At 68.9% G+C, this 19,989-nt stretch carries 17 protein-coding genes; 10 read left to right on the top strand and 7 right to left on the bottom strand.

Annotated elements, in window-relative coordinates:
• Positions 1-8: 8 nt before the first annotated feature.
• Positions 9-2,156, bottom strand: coding sequence for an RNA degradosome polyphosphate kinase (locus tag JL100_RS07630; RefSeq protein ID WP_202680119.1), 2,148 nt, complete (start codon positions 2,154-2,156; stop codon positions 9-11).
• A 151-nt stretch (positions 2,157-2,307) separates the two neighbouring features.
• Between JL100_RS07630 and JL100_RS07625 the strand changes: the two genes are divergently transcribed.
• The 3 genes from JL100_RS07625 to JL100_RS07615 are packed head-to-tail and all read left to right on the top strand — an operon-like array spanning position 2,308 to position 6,514.
• Positions 2,308-2,826, top strand: a complete 519-nt coding sequence (locus tag JL100_RS07625) for a SixA phosphatase family protein (RefSeq protein ID WP_202680118.1) — start codon at positions 2,308-2,310, stop codon at positions 2,824-2,826.
• 36 nt (positions 2,827-2,862) lie between these two features.
• Positions 2,863-4,530: a CYTH and CHAD domain-containing protein gene (locus tag JL100_RS07620; RefSeq protein ID WP_228421123.1), complete on the top strand. Its 1,668-nt coding sequence runs from the start codon at positions 2,863-2,865 to the stop codon at positions 4,528-4,530.
• A gap of 19 nt (positions 4,531-4,549) precedes the next feature.
• The gene (locus tag JL100_RS07615; RefSeq protein ID WP_202680116.1) at positions 4,550-6,514 is read left to right on the top strand and encodes a M1 family metallopeptidase; all 1,965 of its coding nucleotides are present in this window, start codon (positions 4,550-4,552) and stop codon (positions 6,512-6,514) included.
• 13 nt (positions 6,515-6,527) lie between these two features.
• Here JL100_RS07615 and JL100_RS07610 read toward each other — a convergent pair whose 3' ends face one another.
• The 3 genes from JL100_RS07610 to JL100_RS07600 form a co-directional block, all read right to left on the bottom strand.
• Positions 6,528-6,977 (bottom strand): DNA polymerase III subunit chi, encoded by a 450-nt coding sequence (locus JL100_RS07610; protein WP_202680115.1) that lies wholly within the window; start codon positions 6,975-6,977, stop codon positions 6,528-6,530.
• An 82-nt stretch (positions 6,978-7,059) separates the two neighbouring features.
• Positions 7,060-7,893, bottom strand: a complete 834-nt coding sequence (gene csb2, locus JL100_RS07605; RefSeq protein ID WP_202680114.1) for a type I-G CRISPR-associated protein Csb2 — start codon at positions 7,891-7,893, stop codon at positions 7,060-7,062.
• A gap of 4 nt (positions 7,894-7,897) precedes the next feature.
• Complete coding sequence (locus tag JL100_RS07600; RefSeq protein ID WP_202680113.1) at positions 7,898-9,400, bottom strand: leucyl aminopeptidase; 1,503 nt, start codon at positions 9,398-9,400, stop codon at positions 7,898-7,900.
• A gap of 252 nt (positions 9,401-9,652) precedes the next feature.
• On the opposite strand from JL100_RS07600, the gene lptF reads away from it, so the two are divergent.
• The 5 genes from lptF to rsmA all read left to right on the top strand — a co-directional run bounded on the left by lptF (position 9,653) and on the right by rsmA (position 15,018).
• Positions 9,653-10,774 carry an LPS export ABC transporter permease LptF gene (lptF, locus tag JL100_RS07595; RefSeq protein WP_202680112.1) on the top strand — a complete coding sequence of 374 codons (1,122 nt, stop codon included), beginning with the start codon at positions 9,653-9,655 and terminating at the stop codon, positions 10,772-10,774.
• Between the two features lie 5 nt (positions 10,775-10,779).
• On the top strand, positions 10,780-11,874 hold the full coding sequence (gene lptG, locus JL100_RS07590; protein WP_202680111.1) for an LPS export ABC transporter permease LptG: 1,095 nt from the start codon (positions 10,780-10,782) through the stop codon (positions 11,872-11,874).
• Positions 11,875-11,966: 92 nt separating this feature from the next.
• Positions 11,967-13,148 (top strand): peptidylprolyl isomerase, encoded by a 1,182-nt coding sequence (locus tag JL100_RS07585; RefSeq protein WP_228421122.1) that lies wholly within the window; start codon positions 11,967-11,969, stop codon positions 13,146-13,148.
• The gene (gene pdxA / locus JL100_RS07580) at positions 13,148-14,185 is read left to right on the top strand and encodes a 4-hydroxythreonine-4-phosphate dehydrogenase PdxA (protein ID WP_202680110.1); all 1,038 of its coding nucleotides are present in this window, start codon (positions 13,148-13,150) and stop codon (positions 14,183-14,185) included. Before JL100_RS07585 ends, pdxA begins: the two co-directional genes overlap by 1 nt.
• Entirely contained in the window at positions 14,182-15,018 is an 837-nt protein-coding gene (rsmA, locus tag JL100_RS07575; RefSeq protein ID WP_202680109.1) for a 16S rRNA (adenine(1518)-N(6)/adenine(1519)-N(6))-dimethyltransferase RsmA, read from the top strand. Before pdxA ends, rsmA begins: the two co-directional genes overlap by 4 nt.
• A 3-nt stretch (positions 15,019-15,021) precedes the next feature.
• On the opposite strand, the gene gmk is transcribed toward rsmA, so the two are convergent.
• A complete protein-coding gene (gene gmk / locus JL100_RS07570) occupies positions 15,022-15,675 on the bottom strand; it encodes a guanylate kinase (protein ID WP_228421322.1) in 654 nt (217 codons plus the stop codon).
• A 14-nt stretch (positions 15,676-15,689) separates the two neighbouring features.
• Positions 15,690-16,556, bottom strand: a complete 867-nt coding sequence (locus JL100_RS07565) for a YicC/YloC family endoribonuclease (RefSeq protein ID WP_202680107.1) — start codon at positions 16,554-16,556, stop codon at positions 15,690-15,692.
• Between the two features lie 132 nt (positions 16,557-16,688).
• Between JL100_RS07565 and JL100_RS07560 the strand changes: the two genes are divergently transcribed.
• Positions 16,689-17,468: an SDR family NAD(P)-dependent oxidoreductase gene (locus JL100_RS07560; protein WP_202680106.1), complete on the top strand. Its 780-nt coding sequence runs from the start codon at positions 16,689-16,691 to the stop codon at positions 17,466-17,468.
• A 9-nt stretch (positions 17,469-17,477) separates the two neighbouring features.
• Here the strand turns inward: JL100_RS07560 and JL100_RS07555 are convergent, their stop codons facing one another.
• Positions 17,478-19,370, bottom strand: coding sequence for an ABC-F family ATP-binding cassette domain-containing protein (locus tag JL100_RS07555; protein ID WP_202680105.1), 1,893 nt, complete (start codon positions 19,368-19,370; stop codon positions 17,478-17,480).
• Between the two features lie 175 nt (positions 19,371-19,545).
• Here JL100_RS07555 and ndk point away from each other — a divergent pair, with 175 nt between their 5' ends.
• Entirely contained in the window at positions 19,546-19,968 is a 423-nt protein-coding gene (gene ndk / locus JL100_RS07550) for a nucleoside-diphosphate kinase (RefSeq protein WP_202680104.1), read from the top strand.
• Positions 19,969-19,989 lie beyond the last annotated feature (21 nt).

Raw genomic sequence — 19,989 nt, 5'->3', positions numbered from 1 at the left:
TGGACTTGCTACTTGGATTGGAGGACCAGGCGCGGCGGAATCCGCGCCCCGGAGATCGCGCTGCCGCGGCCGGACAGGCTGGGGTTGGTCATGAAATAGGTATGGGCGCTGAAAGCATCCTTGTCGACCTTCGCCCGCCGGTAGGAGCCGTCGGAAGCCAGATACCAGCTCTGTGCCTCGTCCTTCAGGTTGGCGACCATGATCTGGTCCAGGATCTGCTGATGGACCGTCGGGTTCTCGATCGGCACCAGGGTCTCGATGCGCCGGTCCAGGTTGCGCGGCATCCAGTCGGCCGAGGAGATGAAGACCTTGGCCTCGGGCGACGGCAGGACGTGGCCGTTTCCGAAGCAGATGATCCGGCCATGCTCCAGGAACCGGCCGACGATGCTCTTGACCCTGATATTGTCGGACAGGCCCGGCACGCCGGGGCGCAGGCAGCAGATGCCGCGCATGATCAAGTCGATCAGGACGCCTGCCTGGGAGGCCTCGTAGAGCTTGTCGATCAGGCGGGAGTCGACCAGCGAGTTCAGCTTGACCCAGATCCGGGCCGGCTTCCCGGCGCGGGCGAAGTCGATCTCCCGGTCGATCAGCTCGACCAGCTTCTCGCGCAGCGCGAGGGGGGCTATGGAGACCTTCTCCAGCGACTTCGGCGTCGCGTAGCCGGTCATGTAGTTGAACATGAAGGCGGCGTCGTGGCACAGCGCCGGGTCGCAGGTGAAGAAAGACAGGTCGGTGTAGACCTTGGCCGTGATCGGATGGTAGTTGCCGGTGCCGAAATGGACGTAGCTGCGCAGGCCCTTGGCCTCGCGCCGGACCACCAGCGACACCTTGGCGTGGGTCTTCAGGTCGACGAAGCCGTAGACCACCTGGGCTCCGGCGCGCTCAAGGTCGCGCGCCCACTGGATGTTGGCCTCCTCGTCGAAGCGGGCCTTCAGCTCGACCATGGCGGTGACCGTCTTGCCGGCCTCCGCCGCCTCGATCAGGGCCGCGACGATGGGCGAGTTCTTGCTGGTCCGGTACAGCGTCTGCTTGATCGCGACCACCGCCGGGTCGCGCGCCGCCTGGCGCAGGAACTGCACCACCACGTCGAAGCTTTCGTACGGATGGTGGACGACGATGTCCTTGTGCCGGATCGCCGCGAAGCAGTCGCCGCCGAAATCGCGGATCCGCTCGGGGAAGCGGGCGTTGTAGGGCGGGAAGACGAGATCTGGGCGCTCCTCGATGATGAGCTGCTTGGTATCGGCGAGGCCGATCAGCCCTTCCAGCACGAACACGTCGTCGTTGGAGACGGAGAGCTGATGGCGCAGGAACTCCCGCAGGTCCGGTGCCATCCCGATATTGACCGCCAGCCGGATGACGCTGCCGCGCCGGCGGCGCTTCAGCGCGCTCTCGAAGGTGCGGACCAGGTCCTCCGCCTCCTCGTCGATCTCCATCTCGCTGTCGCGCAGGATCCGGAACACCCCGTGCCCGGTCAGCTTGAACGGCGCCGGGAAGATCCGGTCGAGGAACAGCAGGACGAGCTGTTCCAGAAGGACGAACCGGACGTCGGACCCCGGCAGCCGGACGAAGCGTTCGAGCTGGGACGGCATCGGCAGCAGGGCGTCCAGGTTCTGGCTGCGGTCCGGGTCGTAGAGCTGGAGCGCCAGGCTGAACCCCAGGTTCGGGATGAACGGGAAAGGATGGGCCGGATCGACCGCGATGGGCGTCAGGAGCGGGAAGATGTCGTCGAGGAACCGGGCTTCCAGCCAGTCCATCTCGCCATCGGTGAGCTCGCTGGGGTCCACCACGGTGATCCCGGCCTCGCGCAGTTCCTTCCGGAGCGTCCTCCAGCCGTTCTGCTGGTCGCGCATCAGTTCGATCACGCGCTGGTTGACGGCGGCGAGCTGCTGGGACGGGCCGAGATTGTCGTCGGACAGCGTCGTGATCCCGGCCCGGACCTGGGCCTTCAAGCCCGCGACGCGGACCATGTAGAATTCGTCCAGGTTGCTGGCGGAGATCGACAGGAACCGCAGCCGCTCCAGCAGCGGATGGCTCACGTTGAGCGATTCCTCGAGGACCCTCTGGTTGAACGCCAGCCAGGACAGTTCACGGTTGATGAACCGGTCCGGAGAGGTTGGATCGATCTCGGGGGTCTCGATTTCCTGCGCGCTGGTCACGGCTTCCTCGGGGCTCAAACGATTAACGGAATGGTCACGATAGCGCGACTCGGTTACGCTTTGACAGGCGGACGGTAAACGTTGCCGGATTCCGCGGCATCCGCGCCAGCCGAACCCGAATAGGGAATACCTTGAGGCTCACGTCAACGCAATGAAGACGCTTTACCTGCTCCGGCACGCCAAATCCGCCTGGAACGATCCTTCCCTCGATGACCATGACCGGCCCTTGGCTCCCCGGGGGGCCCGCGCCGCGACCTTGATCGGCCGCCATCTGCGCGGCGAAGGTTTCCACCCCGACGTCATCCTCTGCTCCACGGCGCGCCGCGCGGTCGATACCCTGGGGTTGGTCACGGCCCAGCTGGGAACCGGCCAGGTGCCTGCCGAATACGATCGTGGGCTGTACCTGAGCGGCGAGAATGCGCTGCTGGAGCGGCTTCGCCGGTTGCCCGACGATGCCGCGACGGTCCTGCTGGTCGCCCATAACCCCGATCTGCACGATCTGGCGCAGGATCTGGCGGGAGATGGCGACGCCTCCCTCCTGCGCAGTCTCGCCGGCAAGTTCCCGACGGCCGCGCTGGCGGTGCTCACCTTCGCCCAAGGCTCCTGGAGCGACATCGGGTCGCGCGCGGGAACGCTCGCCGGCCTCGTCCTTCCGAAAAAATTAACTTAACGCTGGGCACGGCGGTCTAGTATCTACAAAAGGATGATGCTCCCGACCAGCGAGGCTGCACCGCCCGTGCCGAACAACCGCGACAGCACGAACCTGCAATCGACGGACACGGCTCCACCGGAAAAGGACTTTCCCGGGACGGCGCCCGCACCGCCGCAGGCGGCGCGGGAGATCGAGCTGAAGCTGTACGTCGCCCCGGGCAATCTCGCCCGGCTGGTGAGGCATCCGGCCCTGGTCGGGCTGCAGCACGGCACGGCGGCCAGCCAGCGCCTCTATACCCTCTACTACGACACGCCGGACCTGGCGCTTGCGGCCTATGGGGTAGCGCTGCGCGTGCGCCGCCAGGGCGCCCAGCGGATCCAGGCGGTCAAGACCATGAACAGCGGGACGCCGGGAGACGCGGCGGCCGTGGCGGTCCGGCGCGAATGGGAGTGGCAGATCCCCTCCGACGATCCCGACATCTCCCTGCTCACCCTGGACGGGGTGCGCGAGGTCGTGCCGCAGGACGCGCTTCCGGCGATCCGGCCGATGTTCCTGACGGACTTCCAGCGCACCACCCTGATGCTCAGGCCCGATCCGCTGACCGCGATCGAGGTTGCCCTCGACACCGGCGAGATCCGGGCGGGCGTCGCGCACCGGCCGATCAGCGAGATCGAGCTGGAGCTGAAGGCGGGATCGATCACCGCCCTGTTCGAGCTGGCCCACGAACTCCAGCGGATCGTGCCGCTGCGCATCGCGACGGAGAGCAAGGCGGAGGCCGGGTTCGCCCTGGTCACGGGCGCCCTGCCCCGGTTTTCGAAGGCTCCTCCCCTGGGCCTGACGCCGGCCACCACGGTGGCCGAGAGCTTCCGCCACATCGTGCGCAACTGCATGAGCCATGCGCTCGCCAACCAGGCCTGCGCCGTGGCGGGAGTGGAAGCCGAGGGCATCCACCAGATGCGGGTGGCCCTGCGGCGCCTGCGCTCCGCGCTGACCCTGTTCGACGACGTCATCGCGTCGCCCGACGCGCGGATGCTGAAGGACGAGGTCAAGTGGCTGGCCGAACGCCTGGGTCCGGCCCGCGACTGGGACAACCTCCAGACTCTCTTCTTCGAGCCCTATGCCGAGAAGCAGGGCAGCGACGAGGGCGTCCGCCTGCTGGGCCAGGCCATCGCGGACTCGCGCCGCTCCGCCCACGCCCGCGCGGTCGAGGCGCTGCACGCGCCGCGCTACACGACGTTGATGCTGGGCCTCGGCGGCTGGCTGGAGTCCGGACGCTGGAACGAGGACTCCGCGCCCGACGTCCGGTTGCTCCTGGCCCGGCCGATGGCGGACCTGGCCGGGAGCTGGCTGGACCTGCGGCACCGCAAGTCCCGCAAGTCGGGGCGGCAGATCCGAAAGCTGGACGCCGACCAGCGGCACCAGCTGCGCATCAGCTTCAAGAAGCTGCGCTACGCAGTCGAGTTCTTCCGCGGCCTCTATCCCGCCGGCTCGGTCCGCCCCTACCTGGAGTCGGTCGAGGCCCTGCAGGATCTGCTGGGCACCCTGAACGACGCCGCGGTCAGCCGCCGCATGATCGACGCCCTTTCGGCCGATGCCGGGCGCGACGTCCGGCGGGCGGCGGGCGACTTCGCCGACTGGCTGGAGCGGCGGATGCGCCGGCACATGGCCGACCTGCCCGACCGGTGGCGCGACTACGAGAAGGCCGAGCCTTTCTGGGGGTGAAGAATTGGGACGATCCGGCATGAAGGGCGGCCTGGCCGCCATCGGCGCCTTACTCTGGTTGACCTTCGCCCCGCCGTGCCTCGCCGCTCCCGCCTCCCGGGTGACCCACGACGCCGCCATACACCTCGACCCGGCTGAGCGCCGGCTTGAAGTGACCGACCGGGTGACGGTGACCGGCGGCGGCCCCTTGGAGTTCCACTTGTCGCCGAGGTTTTCGCCCGTCCGCGTCGAGATCGACGGCCGCCCGGCCGACATCGCCGGCGGCCCGACGCGGTGGCGCGTTCCGGCGGCCGGTGCGGGCGACATGCGGGTGACGATCCGCTATTCCGGCATCCTGGCGCCGCTCGACGACAGCGGCAGCCCGTTCGGCGGCGAGGAGCCGGGATCGGGCGAAACGGGAAGCTTCCTGCCGGGAGGGACGGGATGGCTTCCCCGGTTCGACGCGGAGCGCACGGCCTACCGGCTGGCGGTGCGGGTCCCCGAAGGCTACCGCGCCGCCGTGACCGGCGACCTTGCGGAGGAGACGGATGGGGAAACGGTCTTCACCGCCGATCCCGCGGTGGAGGAGCCGTCGCTGTTCGCCGGCCGCTGGCAGGTACGGGAGCGCATGGCCGGCGGGTTGCGGCTGAGGACCCTGTTCGAGCCCGACCTGGAACACCTGTCCGACGACTATCTGCAGGCTTCGGAAACCTACATCGCGCATTTTTCCGAGCGGATCGGGACCTATCCCTTTTCCGGCTTCTCGATCCTCTCGGCTCCCCTGCCGGTGGGGCTGGGATTCGCCGGCCTGACCTATGTCGGGCGACAGGTGCTACCGCTGCCCTTTATGCGCGGCCAGTCGCTGCCCCACGAGATCCTGCACAACTGGTGGGGCAACGGCGTGCTGGTCGACTATGCCTCCGGCAACTGGTCCGAGGGGCTGACGACCTACATGGCCGACTACGGCCTCACCGCCGCGCGCGATCCCGGGGCCGCGCGGGAGATGCGGTTCGGCTGGCTGCGCGACTACGCGGCCCTGCCCGAAGATCGGGACGGTGCGCTCGCCGATTTCACGTCGCGTGTCCATGGCGCCGCGAAGATCGTGGGCTACAACAAGTCGGCCTACCTGTTCCTGATGCTGCGGGACATGCTGGGGGACGAGGCGTTCGACCGAGGCATCCGGCTGATCTGGGAGCGGCACCGCTTCCGGCGGGCGGGCTGGGGCGATCTGCGCGCCGCGTTCGAGGCGGCGTCGGGCCGCGATCTGGCGGAATTCTTCGACCAGTGGGTGTCGCGGACCGGCGCCCCGGCGCTCCGCCTGATGGAGGCGGCGGCGACTCGGACCGGCGAACGCTACCGGCTTGATGTCCGGGTCGGCCAGGGCGAGCCGGCTTACCGGCTGGAGGTGCCGGTGGTCGTCGAGACGGCGGAAGGACAGCTCCGGCGTACCATTCCGCTGGCCGGGAGCGAGGCCACCGGGACGATCGAACTCGACGCGCCGCCGCTGGGCGTCGCCGTCGATCCGGATTACCGGCTGTTCCGCCGCCTGGCCCCGGGAGAGGCGGCGCCGATCCTGCGCGACGTCACCCTCAATCCCGCCACCCGCCTGGTGCTGGCCGGCCCTCACCAGGACCTCGGGCGCGCCCTGGCTTCCCGCCTCATGGATGCGGGAGCCGCGGCGGGCGAGCCCCGCGCCGGAGCGCCGGTCGCGGTGATCGGCATGACGACGCAGGTATACGAAGCCTTGGCCCGCCTCGGGCTGGGGCCGGTCCCCGACAGGCTGGCGGGCAAGGGAACGGCGCGGGTCTGGACCGAACGCCTGGAGAGCGGTTCACCGGCCCTGGTCGTGGCGGCGGACGACCGCGCGGCGCTCGAGGCGCTGCTTCGCCCCCTGCCCCACTATGGCCGCCAGAGCTATCTGGTCTTCCAGGGCCGCGAGGCCGTCGAGCGCGGCATCTGGCCGCCGGGCGAGAACCCGTTGAAGCGGGCCGTCGCGGTGGATTGAGCCCGTCGCGGCCTCAAGCCTTCTTTTCCCAGCCTCCGCGATCGGTCTGCTGCCAGTAGGTCAGCGCGTGGCCATCGGCCTTGTACTGCTTCCATCGGCTCCGGGCGGCCTGCACGGCGTCGTAATCGTTACCGTCGAACATCTCGCAGACCAGGGTGAATCCGTCGAGCCGGTCGGAAACCCCGCCGTCGGTCAGGATCAGGACCGTGGCGCCGTTGGGGTTCTCGTCCTCGGTGGTCAGCCAGACCGGCTGGTGCTCCGCGTCGCCGTCGCGGGCGCTGCCGTGGGGCAGGAACCCGAAATCCTTGTAGGTCCACAGGTGCTGGGCCAGGGCCTCGACCCGTTCCTCCGATCCGGCCATGACGACGGCCCGCCAGCCGCGCTCCAGGGTCTTTTCCAGGATCTGCGGCAGCGCGTCCTCCAGCGTCTTGCGCTGGAGATGATAGAAGCGGATTTCGGTCATGGTTCGATCCAGGATGCTGACGGGCAGGCTTGCTCTCCACGGCATCGTAGCGGGACGGGTCCCGAAAGGACAATCGGCGGCGTCAGGACGGTCCCGGTCCTTCGTCAGCCAGGGTTTCCAAGGCCGACGAAGGGCTGAACAGACCCAGCCCGAAATGACAGCCCCAACCGATCGCAAGCGGCCCGGCGATCGGCTCTGGAAAAGTCAGGCGCCAGAACGCCGCGGTGGTTTCGGGGTGGGCGGAGCCATGGGCAAAGGTTCTGCGGCCGAACCGTGGAACGAAGTCCTCCGGCCGCACAGGCGCATCGTCGCGTCGGAGCGGCCCCGGGACCTGTTCCAGGCATCGCGGCGCCGGAAGGCCACGCCGGTGTAACTCGCGGCGGATCTGGTCGGCGTTCGTGAGGCCGCGGCGGACATGCCAGGGCGGCACATGAGGCGTCACCGATTCCCAACAGGCCGAGGGTCCGGCCAGCCGGGACGGCGCCCGTTCCGCTTCGCCCAGCCAGACGCACCGAACCGCCCATTCGCCGTTCCGGCCGTCGAACAGCCTGCCGTGGGTCGCCAGGGAGTCCACCGCTTCGCGGCCGAAACCCGCCGACGCGGTGATCAGGACATGGTCCAGCACGCCGTCGCCATCGGCGTCCTCCGGCAGGAAGAAGGCATGGCGGTGGCGCGGGTCGCGGTCGATGCCGTGGCCGCTGATGACCGGGGGCACGCGGTCGGCCCCGAGCATCCGGCCGGCATGGCCGATCGCGGCACGGCGCGCAAGGTCACCCAGGAAGAAGGTGGCGGTCAGCGGCGGGCGGGTGTCGCCGAACAGGCGCCAGCGCACGCCGGTCGGCGCTCCCTGGGACTCCGTGGCGGCGACATGATCCGCTCGGGCGCGCGAAAAAGCCGGTTCCCGCGCGCCCCTCATCCGATCAGCCCTCGTACACGTCCGCGACGTAGCGGTCGAGCAGGCGAACGCCGAAGGACGTGGCGCCCTTGGGGATCGTTCCGGCGTCCTTCTTCGACCAGGTCACGCCGGCGATATCCAGGTGCGCCCAGGGCACGTTGTTGACGAAGCGCTGCAGGAACTGCGCGCCGATGATGCTGCCGGCGTCGCGGCTGCCCGCGATGTTCTTGACGTCGGCGGCGTCGGAGTTGATCGCCTTGTCGTAGGCCTCGTTCATCGGCATGCGCCAGAGCTTCTCGCCGACCTTGCGGCCCGCGGCGGTCAGCTGCTCCGACAAGGCGTCGTCGTTCGAGAACAACCCGGCGTGCTCGGTCCCCAGGGCCACGATGACGGCCCCCGTCAGGGTCGCCAGGTTGACCATGGCCCGGGGCTTGAAGGTGTCCTGCGTGAACCACAGCGCGTCGGCCAGGACCAGCCGGCCCTCGGCGTCGGTGTTCAGCACCTCGATGGTCTGGCCGGACAGGCTGGTCACGATGTCGCCGGGCCGCTGGGCACTGCCCGACGGCATGTTCTCGACCAGTCCCACCACGCCGACCGCGTTGACCTTGGCCTTGCGGCCGGCCAGCGCCTTCATCAGGCCCAGGACCACGCCGGCGCCGCCCATGTCCCACTTCATGTCCTCCATCCCGGCCGCGGGCTTGATGGAGATGCCACCGGTGTCGAAGGTGACGCCCTTGCCGACGAAGGCGACCGGCCGCTTGTCCGCGGCGTCCGGGGCGCCGTCATACTTCATGACGACCAGGTACGGCTCCCGCACGCTGCCCTGCGCCACGCCGAGCAGGGCGCCCATGCCGAGCTTCTCCATCTGCCCCTGGTCGAGCACCTCGACCTCGACGCCCAGTTCGGACAGTTCGAGGCAGCGGTCGGCCAGCGTGCGGGGATAAAGGATGTTGGCCGGCTCGGAGATCACGTCGCGGGTCAGGAAGACGCCGGATGCGACCGCTTGGCGGTCGGCGAACAGCTTCTCCGCGGCGTCCGGGCCCTTGGTCAGGAGGTTGACCGCTTGCAGTGCCGGCTTGGCCTCCGGCTTTTCCTTCGTGCGGTACTTGTCGAACCGGTAGGAGCGCAGCAGCGCCCCGAAGGCGATTTCCGCCGCCATCGCCGAAGGCTCCAGCGCTACGCCCGGCGCCTGCTCCACCACGACCGACACCTCGGCCGCGTTTTTCCCCAGGGTCGCCACAATGGCGCCACCGGCGTCCTGCAGGATGAGGTCGGTGACCTGCTCGGGCTTGCCGAGGCCGATCAGGACGATGTGGTCGAGGTCGACGCCAGCGGGCGCCACGATGGTCAGGACCTCGTCAGTCTTGCCGGAGAACTTGTTGGCGGCCATGGCGCGGGTCAGCATGCCGCCGGTCTTCCCGTCCAGGTCGGTGCCGGCGGGCGTCAGCGTGCGTTCGGCCAGGACGGGCAGGACGAGCGAGCCGGATGCGGGCAGCGACGGGGTGAGATCGGAGAACGTGAATTTCATGTCTACCCTCATGGGTTATCGCCCTCATGTTTGAGCGTATGGGGCCTGATGGGGCCTTTTGTCCCGGCGGCAATTTGGCCGGCCCGGCATCGGATGGTTGTTTCGACGGCGCGTGTCCGATAAAGAACACGGCCGATACGCTGTCAAGCTATGCCGACCAGGGCTCGCGCGCCACTTTCGTCCGTCGGGCCGCTGGCAGGGCCGATACTCCGGGTGCCGGACGGCGAATTGGCCGGGTATAAGTGCGAGTCCATGAAACGGTTGACGCTCTATCTCTTCCGCCACCTTGCAGTGGCGACCGTCTTCGTCACCGCCGGTTTGACGCTGGTCATCTGGCTCACGCAATCGTTGCGCCTCCTCGAGATCGTGGTGGACGGCGGCGCTCCGGTCTACCTGTTCCTTCAGCTCATGCTGGTTACCCTTCCCACGTTCCTGTCGATCGTGCTGCCGATCAGCCTGCTGGCCGCCGTCCTGTTCACCTACAACCGCTTGACGATGGATTCGGAACTGGTGGTGATGCGGTCCGCCGGGCTGGGACCGTGGGGCCTCGCCAAGCCCGCGTTGATCCTGGCCCTGCTGGTCACGATGATCGGCTACGGGCTGACGCTCTATCTCGCCCCGGCGGCCCACCGTGAGCTGAGCCGGCTGGAAAGCCTCGCGAGAAGCGAATTCTCGACCGTGTTCCTGCGCGAAGGGGTTTTCAACGAGGCCGGCGACGGCGTGACCGTCTATGTCCGGAGACGGATGCCGGACGGCGAACTGCAGGGCCTGCTGATCCATGACACCCGCGTGCCGGGCAAGCCGGTCACGATCAATGCCGACCGCGGCATGACCGTGGAGGGCGAGGCGGGCACCCGCGTCGTCGTGTTCGACGGCAACCGCCAGGAAGTCGACCTCGCGACCGGCCGCATGTCACAATTGTATTTCGACCGCTATGCCGTCGACCTTCGCATTTTCGAGAAGCAGTTCGCGGAACGCGTCCCCGACGCGCGGGAACGTTCGACCGCCGAACTGATGCGTGCGGCCGACGACCCGGAACTGCTGCCCATCAAGAGCCGGCTGACCGCGGAGCTGCACCAGCGCTACACCAGCCCGATCTTCGCGCTGGGATTCACCATGATGGGCGTGGCGATCCTGCTGGTCGGCGAGTTCAACCGGCGCGGCCAGGGCAGGCGCATCGTCTCGGCGGTGGCCGGCGTGCTGGTGCTGCAGAGCGCGGCGCTCGGCATCACCAACCTGGCGGTCAACAACAACGCCTTCATCCCGCTTCTCTACGTCCTCGTCACCGTCCCGCTGGCGGTCGGCGCCTTCCTGATGATCAGGCCGCGCCTGCGTGGCGGTCGCGCATCCCGCTTCCAACAGACCGCGGGATGATCGGGATGAGGACCTCGGCCACGCTCTCGCGCTATATCGGACGGCAGTTCCTGCTCTATTTCTGCATGCTGCTGGGCATCCTGCTGGCGATCATCCTGTTGCTGGACACGGTGGAACTGCTTCGCCGCGCCGCCGGGAAGCCCGACGCGACCTTCTCGGTCGTCGTGCAGATGGCGCTGTTCAAGCTGCCGGAGATCGGCCAGCAGGTGTTCCCCTTCGTGATCCTGTTCGCCGGCATGTTCACCTTCTGGCGGCTGACCCGCAGCCAGGAACTGGTGGTCGCCCGCGCCGTCGGCGTCTCGGCCTGGCAGTTCCTGGCGCCCGTGCTGATTGTGGCGCCGCTGATCGCCGTGTTCCAGGTGACGGTGATCAATCCGGCCGGATCGGTGCTGGTCGCCCGGTACGAGAAGATGGAGGACCGGTACCTGCGCGGCCGGACCAGTTCGCTGGTGGTCTCCGGCTCCGGCCTGTGGCTCCGGCAGATCCAGGAGAACGGCCAATACCTGATCCACGCCGACACCGCCGAGGCCGGGACCACCACCCTGCGGCCGGTCAACGTCTTCATGTACGATGCCGACGGCGAGTTCGCGAGCCGGATCGACGCCACGTCGGCGACGCTGGAGCCCGGACACTGGATGATCCGCCAGGGATGGCTGAACTCCGGAACCGGGCCCGCGGAAGCCTTCGACTCCTACCGGCTGGACACCGACCTGACGCTGGAACGCATCCAGGAGAGCTTCGCTTCACCCGACAGCATGTCCTTCTGGGAACTGCCGGGCTTCATCAGGACCCTGCAGGAGACCGGCTTCTCCGCGACCCGGCACCGGCTGCATTTCCAGTCGCTGCTGTCGACGCCGCTGCTGTTCTGCGCCATGGTGCTGTTCGCCGCCGCCTTCTCGCTGCGCCAGACGCGGCGGGGAGGAACGATGATGATGGTGGCGGGCGGCGTCGTGACCGGCTTCGTGCTTTTCCTGTTCAGCGACGTGGTCCGCGCCTTCGGCATATCCGAGACGATCCCCGTGCCCCTGGCGGCCTGGGCTCCGGCCGGGGCGAGCCTGCTGCTCGGCATCGCCGTGCTGCTCCACCTCGAGGACGGATGACCATGCCGACGACCGCCCCAACGTTCGCTTCCGACCCGTATTCGAACCCGTGACCGCCCAAAGCATTGGAAGGGCCGAAAGTGCATAGATTCATGCTTTACCCGATCAGCCGCCGCATACGACAGAGCTGGAGCGCCGCAGTCTTCACCGCGGCCTTGATCGCTTCGGCCGGCATCATGGGAACTCTTCCGGCGTCCGCCCAGTTCGCCACGCCGCAGACCGTTCCCCAGGGCGGCCAGCAGCAACAGCCGCAGCAACAGCAGCCGCGTCCGGCGCCGCAGCAGACGGCACCCCAGCAAACGGCGCCCCGGCCCGCTCCGCAGGCAGCGCCGCGTCCCGCGGCACCCGCCCCCGCCCAGCAGTCACGCCCGGCCGAGGCCCCGGCGATCGCCCCGCCGCCGCCCCGTTCGGTGGAGGGGATCGCCGCCGTGGTCAACGACGACATCATCTCGATGTCCGATCTCTCGGCCCGGCTGCAGCTTGCGCTGGTCTCCTCCGGCCTGCCCGGCACCGCCGAGGTTCGCCAGCGGTTGACCCCCCAGGTGCTGCGCAGCCTGATCGACGAGCGGCTGCAGATGCAGGAAGCGGCGCGGGCCAACATCTCCGTGACCGACAAGGAGATCGACGACGCCTTCGGCCGGGTGGCCGAGCAGAACCAGATGAAGCGCGACCAGCTGGAGAAGATGCTGGCGAGCCAGGGCGTGCCGCGCAGCGCGCTGGAAAGCCAGATCCGGGCCACCATCGGCTGGGGCAAGCTGGTCCAGCGGCGGCTGCGGCCCAGCATCGAGATCGGCGAGGAGGAGATCGACGCGGTGCTCCAGCGGATCGAGGCCAACGCCGGCAAGCCCGAGTACCTGGCGGCCGAGATCTACCTGGCCGTCGATTCCCCCGAGCGGGAGGAGGAAGTCCGGCGGCTGGCCGACCGGCTGGTCGAGCAGATCGCCCAGGGCGCCAGCTTCCCCGCCGTGGCGCGCCAATTCTCGCAGTCGGCGGGCGCCACCAACGGCGGCGACCTGGGCTGGGTGCAGCAGGGCCAGCTCCCCGAGGAGCTCGACGCGGCGTTGCGCGACCTGCGCCCCGGCCAGGCCTCCCGCCCGATCCGCAGCCTGACCGGCTACCATATCCTGCTGCTGCGCGAGCAGCGCACGACGGGCACGGTGCTGCCGCCGCGCGACCAGATCCTGGGAGCCTTGGGCCAGGATCGCCTCGACATGCTGCAGCGCCGGCTGCTGCGCGACCTGCGCATGTCCGCCTTCGTGGACCTGCGCGTCTGATGGGCGGCAGCGGCGCGCCGCTCGCCCTGACCATGGGCGAGCCGTCGGGCATCGGCGGCGAGCTGGCGCTGATGGCCTGGGCGGCGCGGCGGGAACGGTCGGTGCCGGCGTTCGTGCTGCTCGACGATCCCGCCCGGATCGAGTCGCTCGGCCGCCTGATCGGCCTGGACGTCCCGGTCGCGCGGGTGGGGGATCCGGCCGAGGCCGCCGCCGTGTTCGACGGCGCGCTGCCGGTCCTGCCGGTTTCCCTGGACCATCCGGTGGAACCGGGCAGGCCCGACCCGGAGAACGGCGCCGCCGTCCTCTCCAGCATCGAGCGCGCGGTGATGCTGGTCCAGGCCGGCGCCTGTGCCGCCATGGTGACCAACCCGATCCAGAAGAGCGCGCTGTATCAGGCCGGCTTCGGCTATCCCGGCCATACCGAGTACCTGGCCGCCCTGGCCGGGATGGTGACGGAACCGGTGATGATGCTGGCGGGCGGCGGGTTGCGGGTCATCCCGGTGACGATCCACCTGCCGCTGCGGGACGCGATCGACGCACTGACCACCCAGGGCATCGTGCAGTGCGCGCGGGTGACGGCTGCCGCCCTGGCGGCGGACTTCGGGATCGAGGAGCCCCGTCTCGCCCTGGCGGCGCTCAACCCGCATGCCGGCGAAGGGGGCACGCTGGGCACCGAGGAGATCGAGATCATCACGCCGGCGGCGACCGTCCTGAAGCGCGAAGGATACCGGGTGATCGGCCCGCTCCCGGCCGACACGCTGTTCCACGCCGCCGCCCGCAGCCGGTACGACGCCGTCCTCTGCATGTATCACGACCAGGCGCTGATACCCTTGAAGACGGTGGACTTCGACACCGGGGTGAACATCACGCTGGGCCTGCCCTTCGTGCGGACCTCGCCCGACCACGGCACGGCACTGGATATCGCAGGTACCGGCAAGGCCGACCCGGCGAGCCTGATCGCGGCGCTGAAGACGGCCGTGGAGATGGCGGGCTACCGCGCCGCCCGGCGCTACGTTCCAGAGCGCCGCGGGAGATGAGCCGGATCGACGACCTGCCACCGCTCCGCGACGTCATCGCGCGCTTCGACCTGGGAGCCCGCAAGGCGCTGGGTCAGAACTTCCTGCTCGACCTGAACCTGACCGGCCGGATCGCGCGGGCGGCCGGCGACCTGGCCGGCGTCACGGTGGTCGAGGTCGGACCCGGCCCCGGCGGGCTGACGCGGGCGCTGCTGAACTCGGACGCCGCCGGGGTGGTCGCGATCGAGCGCGACGCCCGCTGCATCACCGCGCTGGCCGATCTGGTGGAGGCCGCCGAGGGCAGGCTGCGGCTGGTCGAAGGCGACGCGCTGGAAGCCGACGTCGAAGCGCTGGCCCCCGCCCCGCGCGCCATCGTCGCCAACCTGCCCTACAATGTCGCGACGCCGCTGCTGATCGGCTGGCTGCGCCGGATCGAGCGGTTCCAAAGCCTGACGCTGATGTTCCAGCGTGAGGTCGCCGACCGCCTGGCAGCGAAGCCCGGCGGCAAGACCTATGGAAGGCTGTCGGTGATCGCCCAGTGGCGGGCGGAGGTGCGTCCGCTGTTCAACCTGCCCGCCCGCGCCTTCACGCCGCCGCCGAAGATCGAGTCGACGGTGGTTCAGCTCGTCCCGCGGCAGGCTCCCGAGCCCGCCGAGTTCGGCGCTATGGAAACACTGACCGCCGCCGCCTTCGGCCAGCGCCGAAAGATGCTTCGGGCCAGCCTGAAGTCCCTGGGCGACGCCGAGGCGCTGATCGAGGAAGCCGGGCTGGTGCCGACCCAGCGCGCGGAGGAGATCCCCGTCGCCGGCTTCGCCGCCCTGGCGCGGGCCTACCGGAGGCGCAGGGAGCCTTAGTCTTCAGAGACCGTCCTGGAGTTGCCGGACGAAGTCGGCCAAGCCGACCTGGCGGCGCCGCTTGAGGCGCTCGGCCTCCAGGATGGTCTGCACCTGGTGGACGCTGGATTCGATATCGTAATTGACGATCACATAGTCGTAATCGAAATAGTGGCTCATCTCGTCCGACGCCTTGGCCATGCGGCCGGCGATCACCTCGGCGCTGTCCTGCGCCCTGGCGTACAGCCGGCGTTCCAGCTCCTTCGCAGACGGCGGCAGGACGAAGACGCTGACCAGATCGTCGCGGGCGTTCTCGGCAAGCTGCTGGGTGCCCTGCCAGTCGATGTCGAACAGGATCTCCCGCCCCTTGGCGAGCGCCTGCTCGACCGGCCCCTTCGGCGTGCCGTAGTAGTTTCCGAAGACCCGGGCATGCTCCAGCAGCTGGCGCTCGGCGACCATCTGCTCGAATCTTTCCCGGTCGATGAAATGGTAGTCGACGCCGTCGACCTCGCCCGGCCGCATGGGGCGGGTCGTGACCGACACCGACATGGTCAGGCTGCTGTTGCGCTGTAGCATGCGCCGCGCGATCGTCGTCTTGCCGGCGCCCGAGGGCGACGACAGCACCAGCATCAGCCCGCGGCGTCCGATCTTGGCCGGGCCCGGTCCGGCCGGCTGCATGTCCATGGGTACGGTCATTCGATGTTCTGCGCCTGCTCACGCAACTGTTCGATGGCGGCCTTCAAGGCGAGGCCGGTGCGGGTCAACTCCACGTCGGAGGATTTGGAGCACAGGGTATTGGCTTCCCGGTTGAACTCCTGACACAGGAAGTCGAGCTGGCGGCCGATCCCGCCGCCCTTGGCAAGCATGTCGCGCGCGGCCGCTACATGGGCGCGCAGGCGGTCCAGTTCCTCGCGCACGTCCGCGCGGGCGATCAGGAGCGCCGCTTCCTGGGCCAGCCGCTCCTCGGTCAGGCTGGGCACCGCGTCCAGCAGGGCCGCGACCTGCCCGCGCAGCTTATGCCGGAGCGCCTCCGGCTGGAGAGCGGCGCAGGCCGAGGCCCGGTCGGTCAGCCGGGCGATCTCGTTCAGGTGCTGGTTGAGCACCTCAACCAGCCGCGCCCCTTCCGCCAGCCGGACCGCGCCGAGATGATCGAGCGCCTGCTGGAGGGTCGCCGCCATCGCCGCTTCGAGCCGCTCGCGGTCGTCGCCGGAATCGGCGTCCTCGACCGTCTCGACCACGCCCCGCACCGCGAGCAGCGCGTCGAGCCGCGGCTTCTCCGTCTTCCCGCCGAGTTCGGCGGCGAGGGATATGAGCTGGTCCAGCAGGTCGCGGTTGATCCGGATCTGGTTCGGCGCCGCGGTCCGGGTGACCGACAGGGAAACGTTGACGCTGCCGCGGCGCACCCGCTGGGGAACGGCGGTCCGGGCGACCGGCTCCAGCGCGTCGAAGCCCGGCGCCAGCCGGCAGCGGAGGTCGAGGTTCCTGCTGTTGACGCTCTTGATCTCGAAGGTCCAGGCATAACCCTGGTCGCGCCCTTCGGCCCGGGCGAAACCAGTCATGCTGGCGACTTGTTGTTGAGCGCTCAACGCTGCCTCGCTAGTACCGTTGGGTGGCCGCTCTTATACCTCCCGCATCCCTTGACAACAAGCGGCTGTGGCCTTCGCTCCAATCCCGACGCCCGGAGACCCGCCATGCGCGATCCCCGCACGATCCTGATCACCGGCGCCTCCAGCGGCATCGGCGAGGCCCTGGCCGAAGCCTATGCCGGTCCCGCCGTCACGTTGGTGCTGACCGGCCGGGATGGCGGCCGGCTGGACGAGGTGGCGGCGCGCTGCACGGCGCGCGGGGCCACGGTGCGGGCGGCGGTGATCGACGTGACCGACCGCGAGGGCATGCGGCGGTGGCTGTCAGGCGTAGACGCCTCGACTCCGATCGACCTGTGCATCGCCAACGCCGGGATCAGCGGCGGAACCGGCGGCGGTGACGGAAAGCGCGGACGGGGCGAGAGCGAAGAGCAGGCCCGGCGCATCTTCTCGGTCAACCTGGACGGCGTCCTGAACACGATCCATCCCCTGATCGGGCCGATGGCGGAGCGCGGGCGCGGGCAGCTGGGCCTGGTCAGCTCGCTCGCCGGCTTCCATGGCTATCCCGGGGCTCCGGCCTATTGCGCCAGCAAAGCGGCGGTGAGGAGCTACGGCGAGTCGCTGCGGCTGGACCTGCGCCCGAAGGGAGTCGAGGTTTCGGTGATCTGCCCGGGCTTCGTGCGCAGCAGGATCACCGCCCGCAACCGCTTCCCCATGCCCCTGCTGATGGATGCCGACCGGGCGGCCCGGATCATCCGGCGCGGGCTGGAGCGCGACCGCGCCCGCATCGCCTTTCCCTTCCCGACATACTTCATGAGCTGGCTGATCGCAGCCCTGCCCGCCGGGGTCGCCGACGTCCTGCTGGCCAGGACGCCGGCCAAGGACTGACGGGCCGGCTCAGGCGGCGCCGGCCGCTTCCGATTCGGCGGCCTCCAGCGCCTCCAGCGCTTCCATCCAGGTGTCCTCGGCGGTGCCGAGCTTCTTCTGCAATTCGCCAAGATCGATCTGGAGCTTGGTCACCTTGTCCGCAGGGCCGCTGTAGAGGGCGGGGTCGGCCAGCTTGGTCTCCAGGGCCTGCCGCTCGCGGGTCAGCTTGGCGATCAGCTTCTCGGCATCGTCCGCCTTGCGCTTGAGCGGCGCCAGGGCCGCCCGCAGTTCGGCGGCGGCGCGGCGCTGGTCCTTCTTGCTGGGTCCCGCGTCCCGGTCGTTGCCGTCGGCCCGCTCGGCCCGGCTCTTCTCCAGGAGAAGCTTGCGATAGTCCTCCAGGTCGCCGTCATAAGGCCTGCAGGCGCCGCCATCGACCAGCCACAGCCGGTCGGCGGTCAGCTCGATCAGGTGGGGGTCGTGGCTGATCAGGATCACGGCGCCCTCGAACCCGTTGATCGCCTGGATCAGGGCCTCGCGGCTGTCGATGTCCAGGTGGTTGGTCGGCTCGTCGAGCATCAGGACGTGCGGCGCCTCGCGGGTCATCAGGGCGAACAGAAGGCGGGCCTTCTCGCCCCCGGACAGCTTGGCGATCTGGGTGTCGGCCTTCTGCTGGGGAAAGCCGAAGCGGCCTAGATGGGCGCGGACCTTCTCGTCCACGACGTCCTTCATCCACAGCCTCGCCTGGGCGACCGCGGTAAGGCTCAGGTCCAGCTCCTCGGCCTGGTGCTGGGCGAAATAGCCGATCTTCAGCTTGCCGGACCTCCGCATCTCCCCCTTCATCGGGGCGAGCCGGTTGGCCAGCAGCTTGACCAGGGTGGATTTGCCGTTGCCGTTGGCGCCGAGCAGCGCGATCCGGTCGTCCAGGTCGATGCGCAGGTCGAGCCCGCGCAGGATCGGCTTGCCGTCGTAGCCGACATCGACGTCTTCGAGCTGGATCAGCGGCGGTGCCAGGGGCTCGGGCGACGGGAAGTCGAAACTGACGGTATGGTCCTCGACGATGCTGATGATCGGTTCCATCCGCTCCAGCATCTTGATCCGGCTCTGGGCCTGCCGCGCCTTGGACGCCTTGTAGCGGAACCGGTCGATGTAGGATTGGATATGCTTGCGCTGGGCGATCTGCTTGGTCTGGTTGGCGGCCAGCCGCTCCAGGTTCGCGCGTCGGGTCCGTTCGAACTGGTCGTAGCCGCCGGCGTAGGAGACCAGCTTGCCCTGGTCCAGATGGACCGTGGTGGTCGGAACCTTGTTCAACAGCTCGCGGTCGTGGCTGACCAGCAGGATCGTGTGCGGATAGTTCCGCAGGTAGTTCTCCAGCCAGATCGTCGCTTCGAGGTCGAGGTGGTTGGTCGGCTCGTCGAGCAGCAGCAGTTCCGGCTGGGCGAACAGTACCCCGGCGAGCGCCACGCGCATGCGCCAGCCGCCGGAGAAGTCGCTGCACGGCCGCGTCTGCGCCTCGGCGTCGAAACCCAGGCCCGACAGGATCTGGGCCGCCCTGGCCGGGGCCGAATGGGCGTGGATGTCGGCCAGCCTAGTGTGGATCTCGGCGATGCGGTGGGGGTCGCGGGCGGTCTCCGCCTCCGCCAGCAGGGCCGTGCGCTCCACGTCGGCGGCCAGAACCGTGTCGATCAGGCTGACGTCGCTGCTCGGCGCCTCCTGGGCGACGATGCCCAGGCGGGTCTCCGCGGGCATGGTGATGGCCCCGCCGTCCGGAGCCATCTGGCCGGCGATCAGGCGCAGCAGGGTCGTCTTGCCCGTGCCGTTGCGGCCGACCAGCGCGACGCGATGGCCCTTGGGGATGGCGACGGTGGCGTGGTCGAAGATCACACGCCCGCCGAAGCGGAAAATCAGTTCATTGATGTGAAGCATGCCGGGGCTGGTGATAGCATGCCGGACGGGCCGTTTTGAAGGGACTGGAAACGGAAATCGCTATAGCGCCGAAAGGGTCCCCCGGTGGGTCCGTCGAAAAAGCCCCGTTGCTAACCCGGCCGATGCGCGTATATAACGCCGCGAATTTTGCGAGAGCACACAGGAGCCTTCCAACATGGCCGTCGAACGGACCTTGTCCATCATCAAGCCGGACGCGACCCGCCGGAACCTTACGGGCAAGATCAATGCCCGCTTCGAGGAAGCCGGGCTGCGGATCGTCGCGCAGAAGCGCATCCGCCTGACCAAGGAACAGGCGGAAAAGTTCTACGAGGTCCATGCCGAGCGCTCGTTCTTCGGCGAGCTGGTCGACTTCATGATTTCCGGCCCCGTGGTGGTCCAGGTCCTGGAAGGCGACAACGCCGTCCAGCGCAACCGCGACATCATGGGCGCCACCAACCCGGCGAACGCCGCCGCCGGCACGATCCGCAAGGATTTCGCCGAGTCGATCGAGGCCAACTCGGTCCACGGCTCGGATAGCCCGGAGAACGCCGCCCGCGAGATCAAGTTCTTCTTCAGCAAGAGCGAAATCGTTCCTTGATAGGGGCCCTGATCGGGAACT

The organism is Skermanella mucosa, from assembly GCF_016765655.2.
In the GTDB taxonomy this organism is placed as follows: domain Bacteria; phylum Pseudomonadota; class Alphaproteobacteria; order Azospirillales; family Azospirillaceae; genus Skermanella; species Skermanella mucosa.
This window is presented reverse-complemented; position numbering and strand designations above follow the sequence as displayed.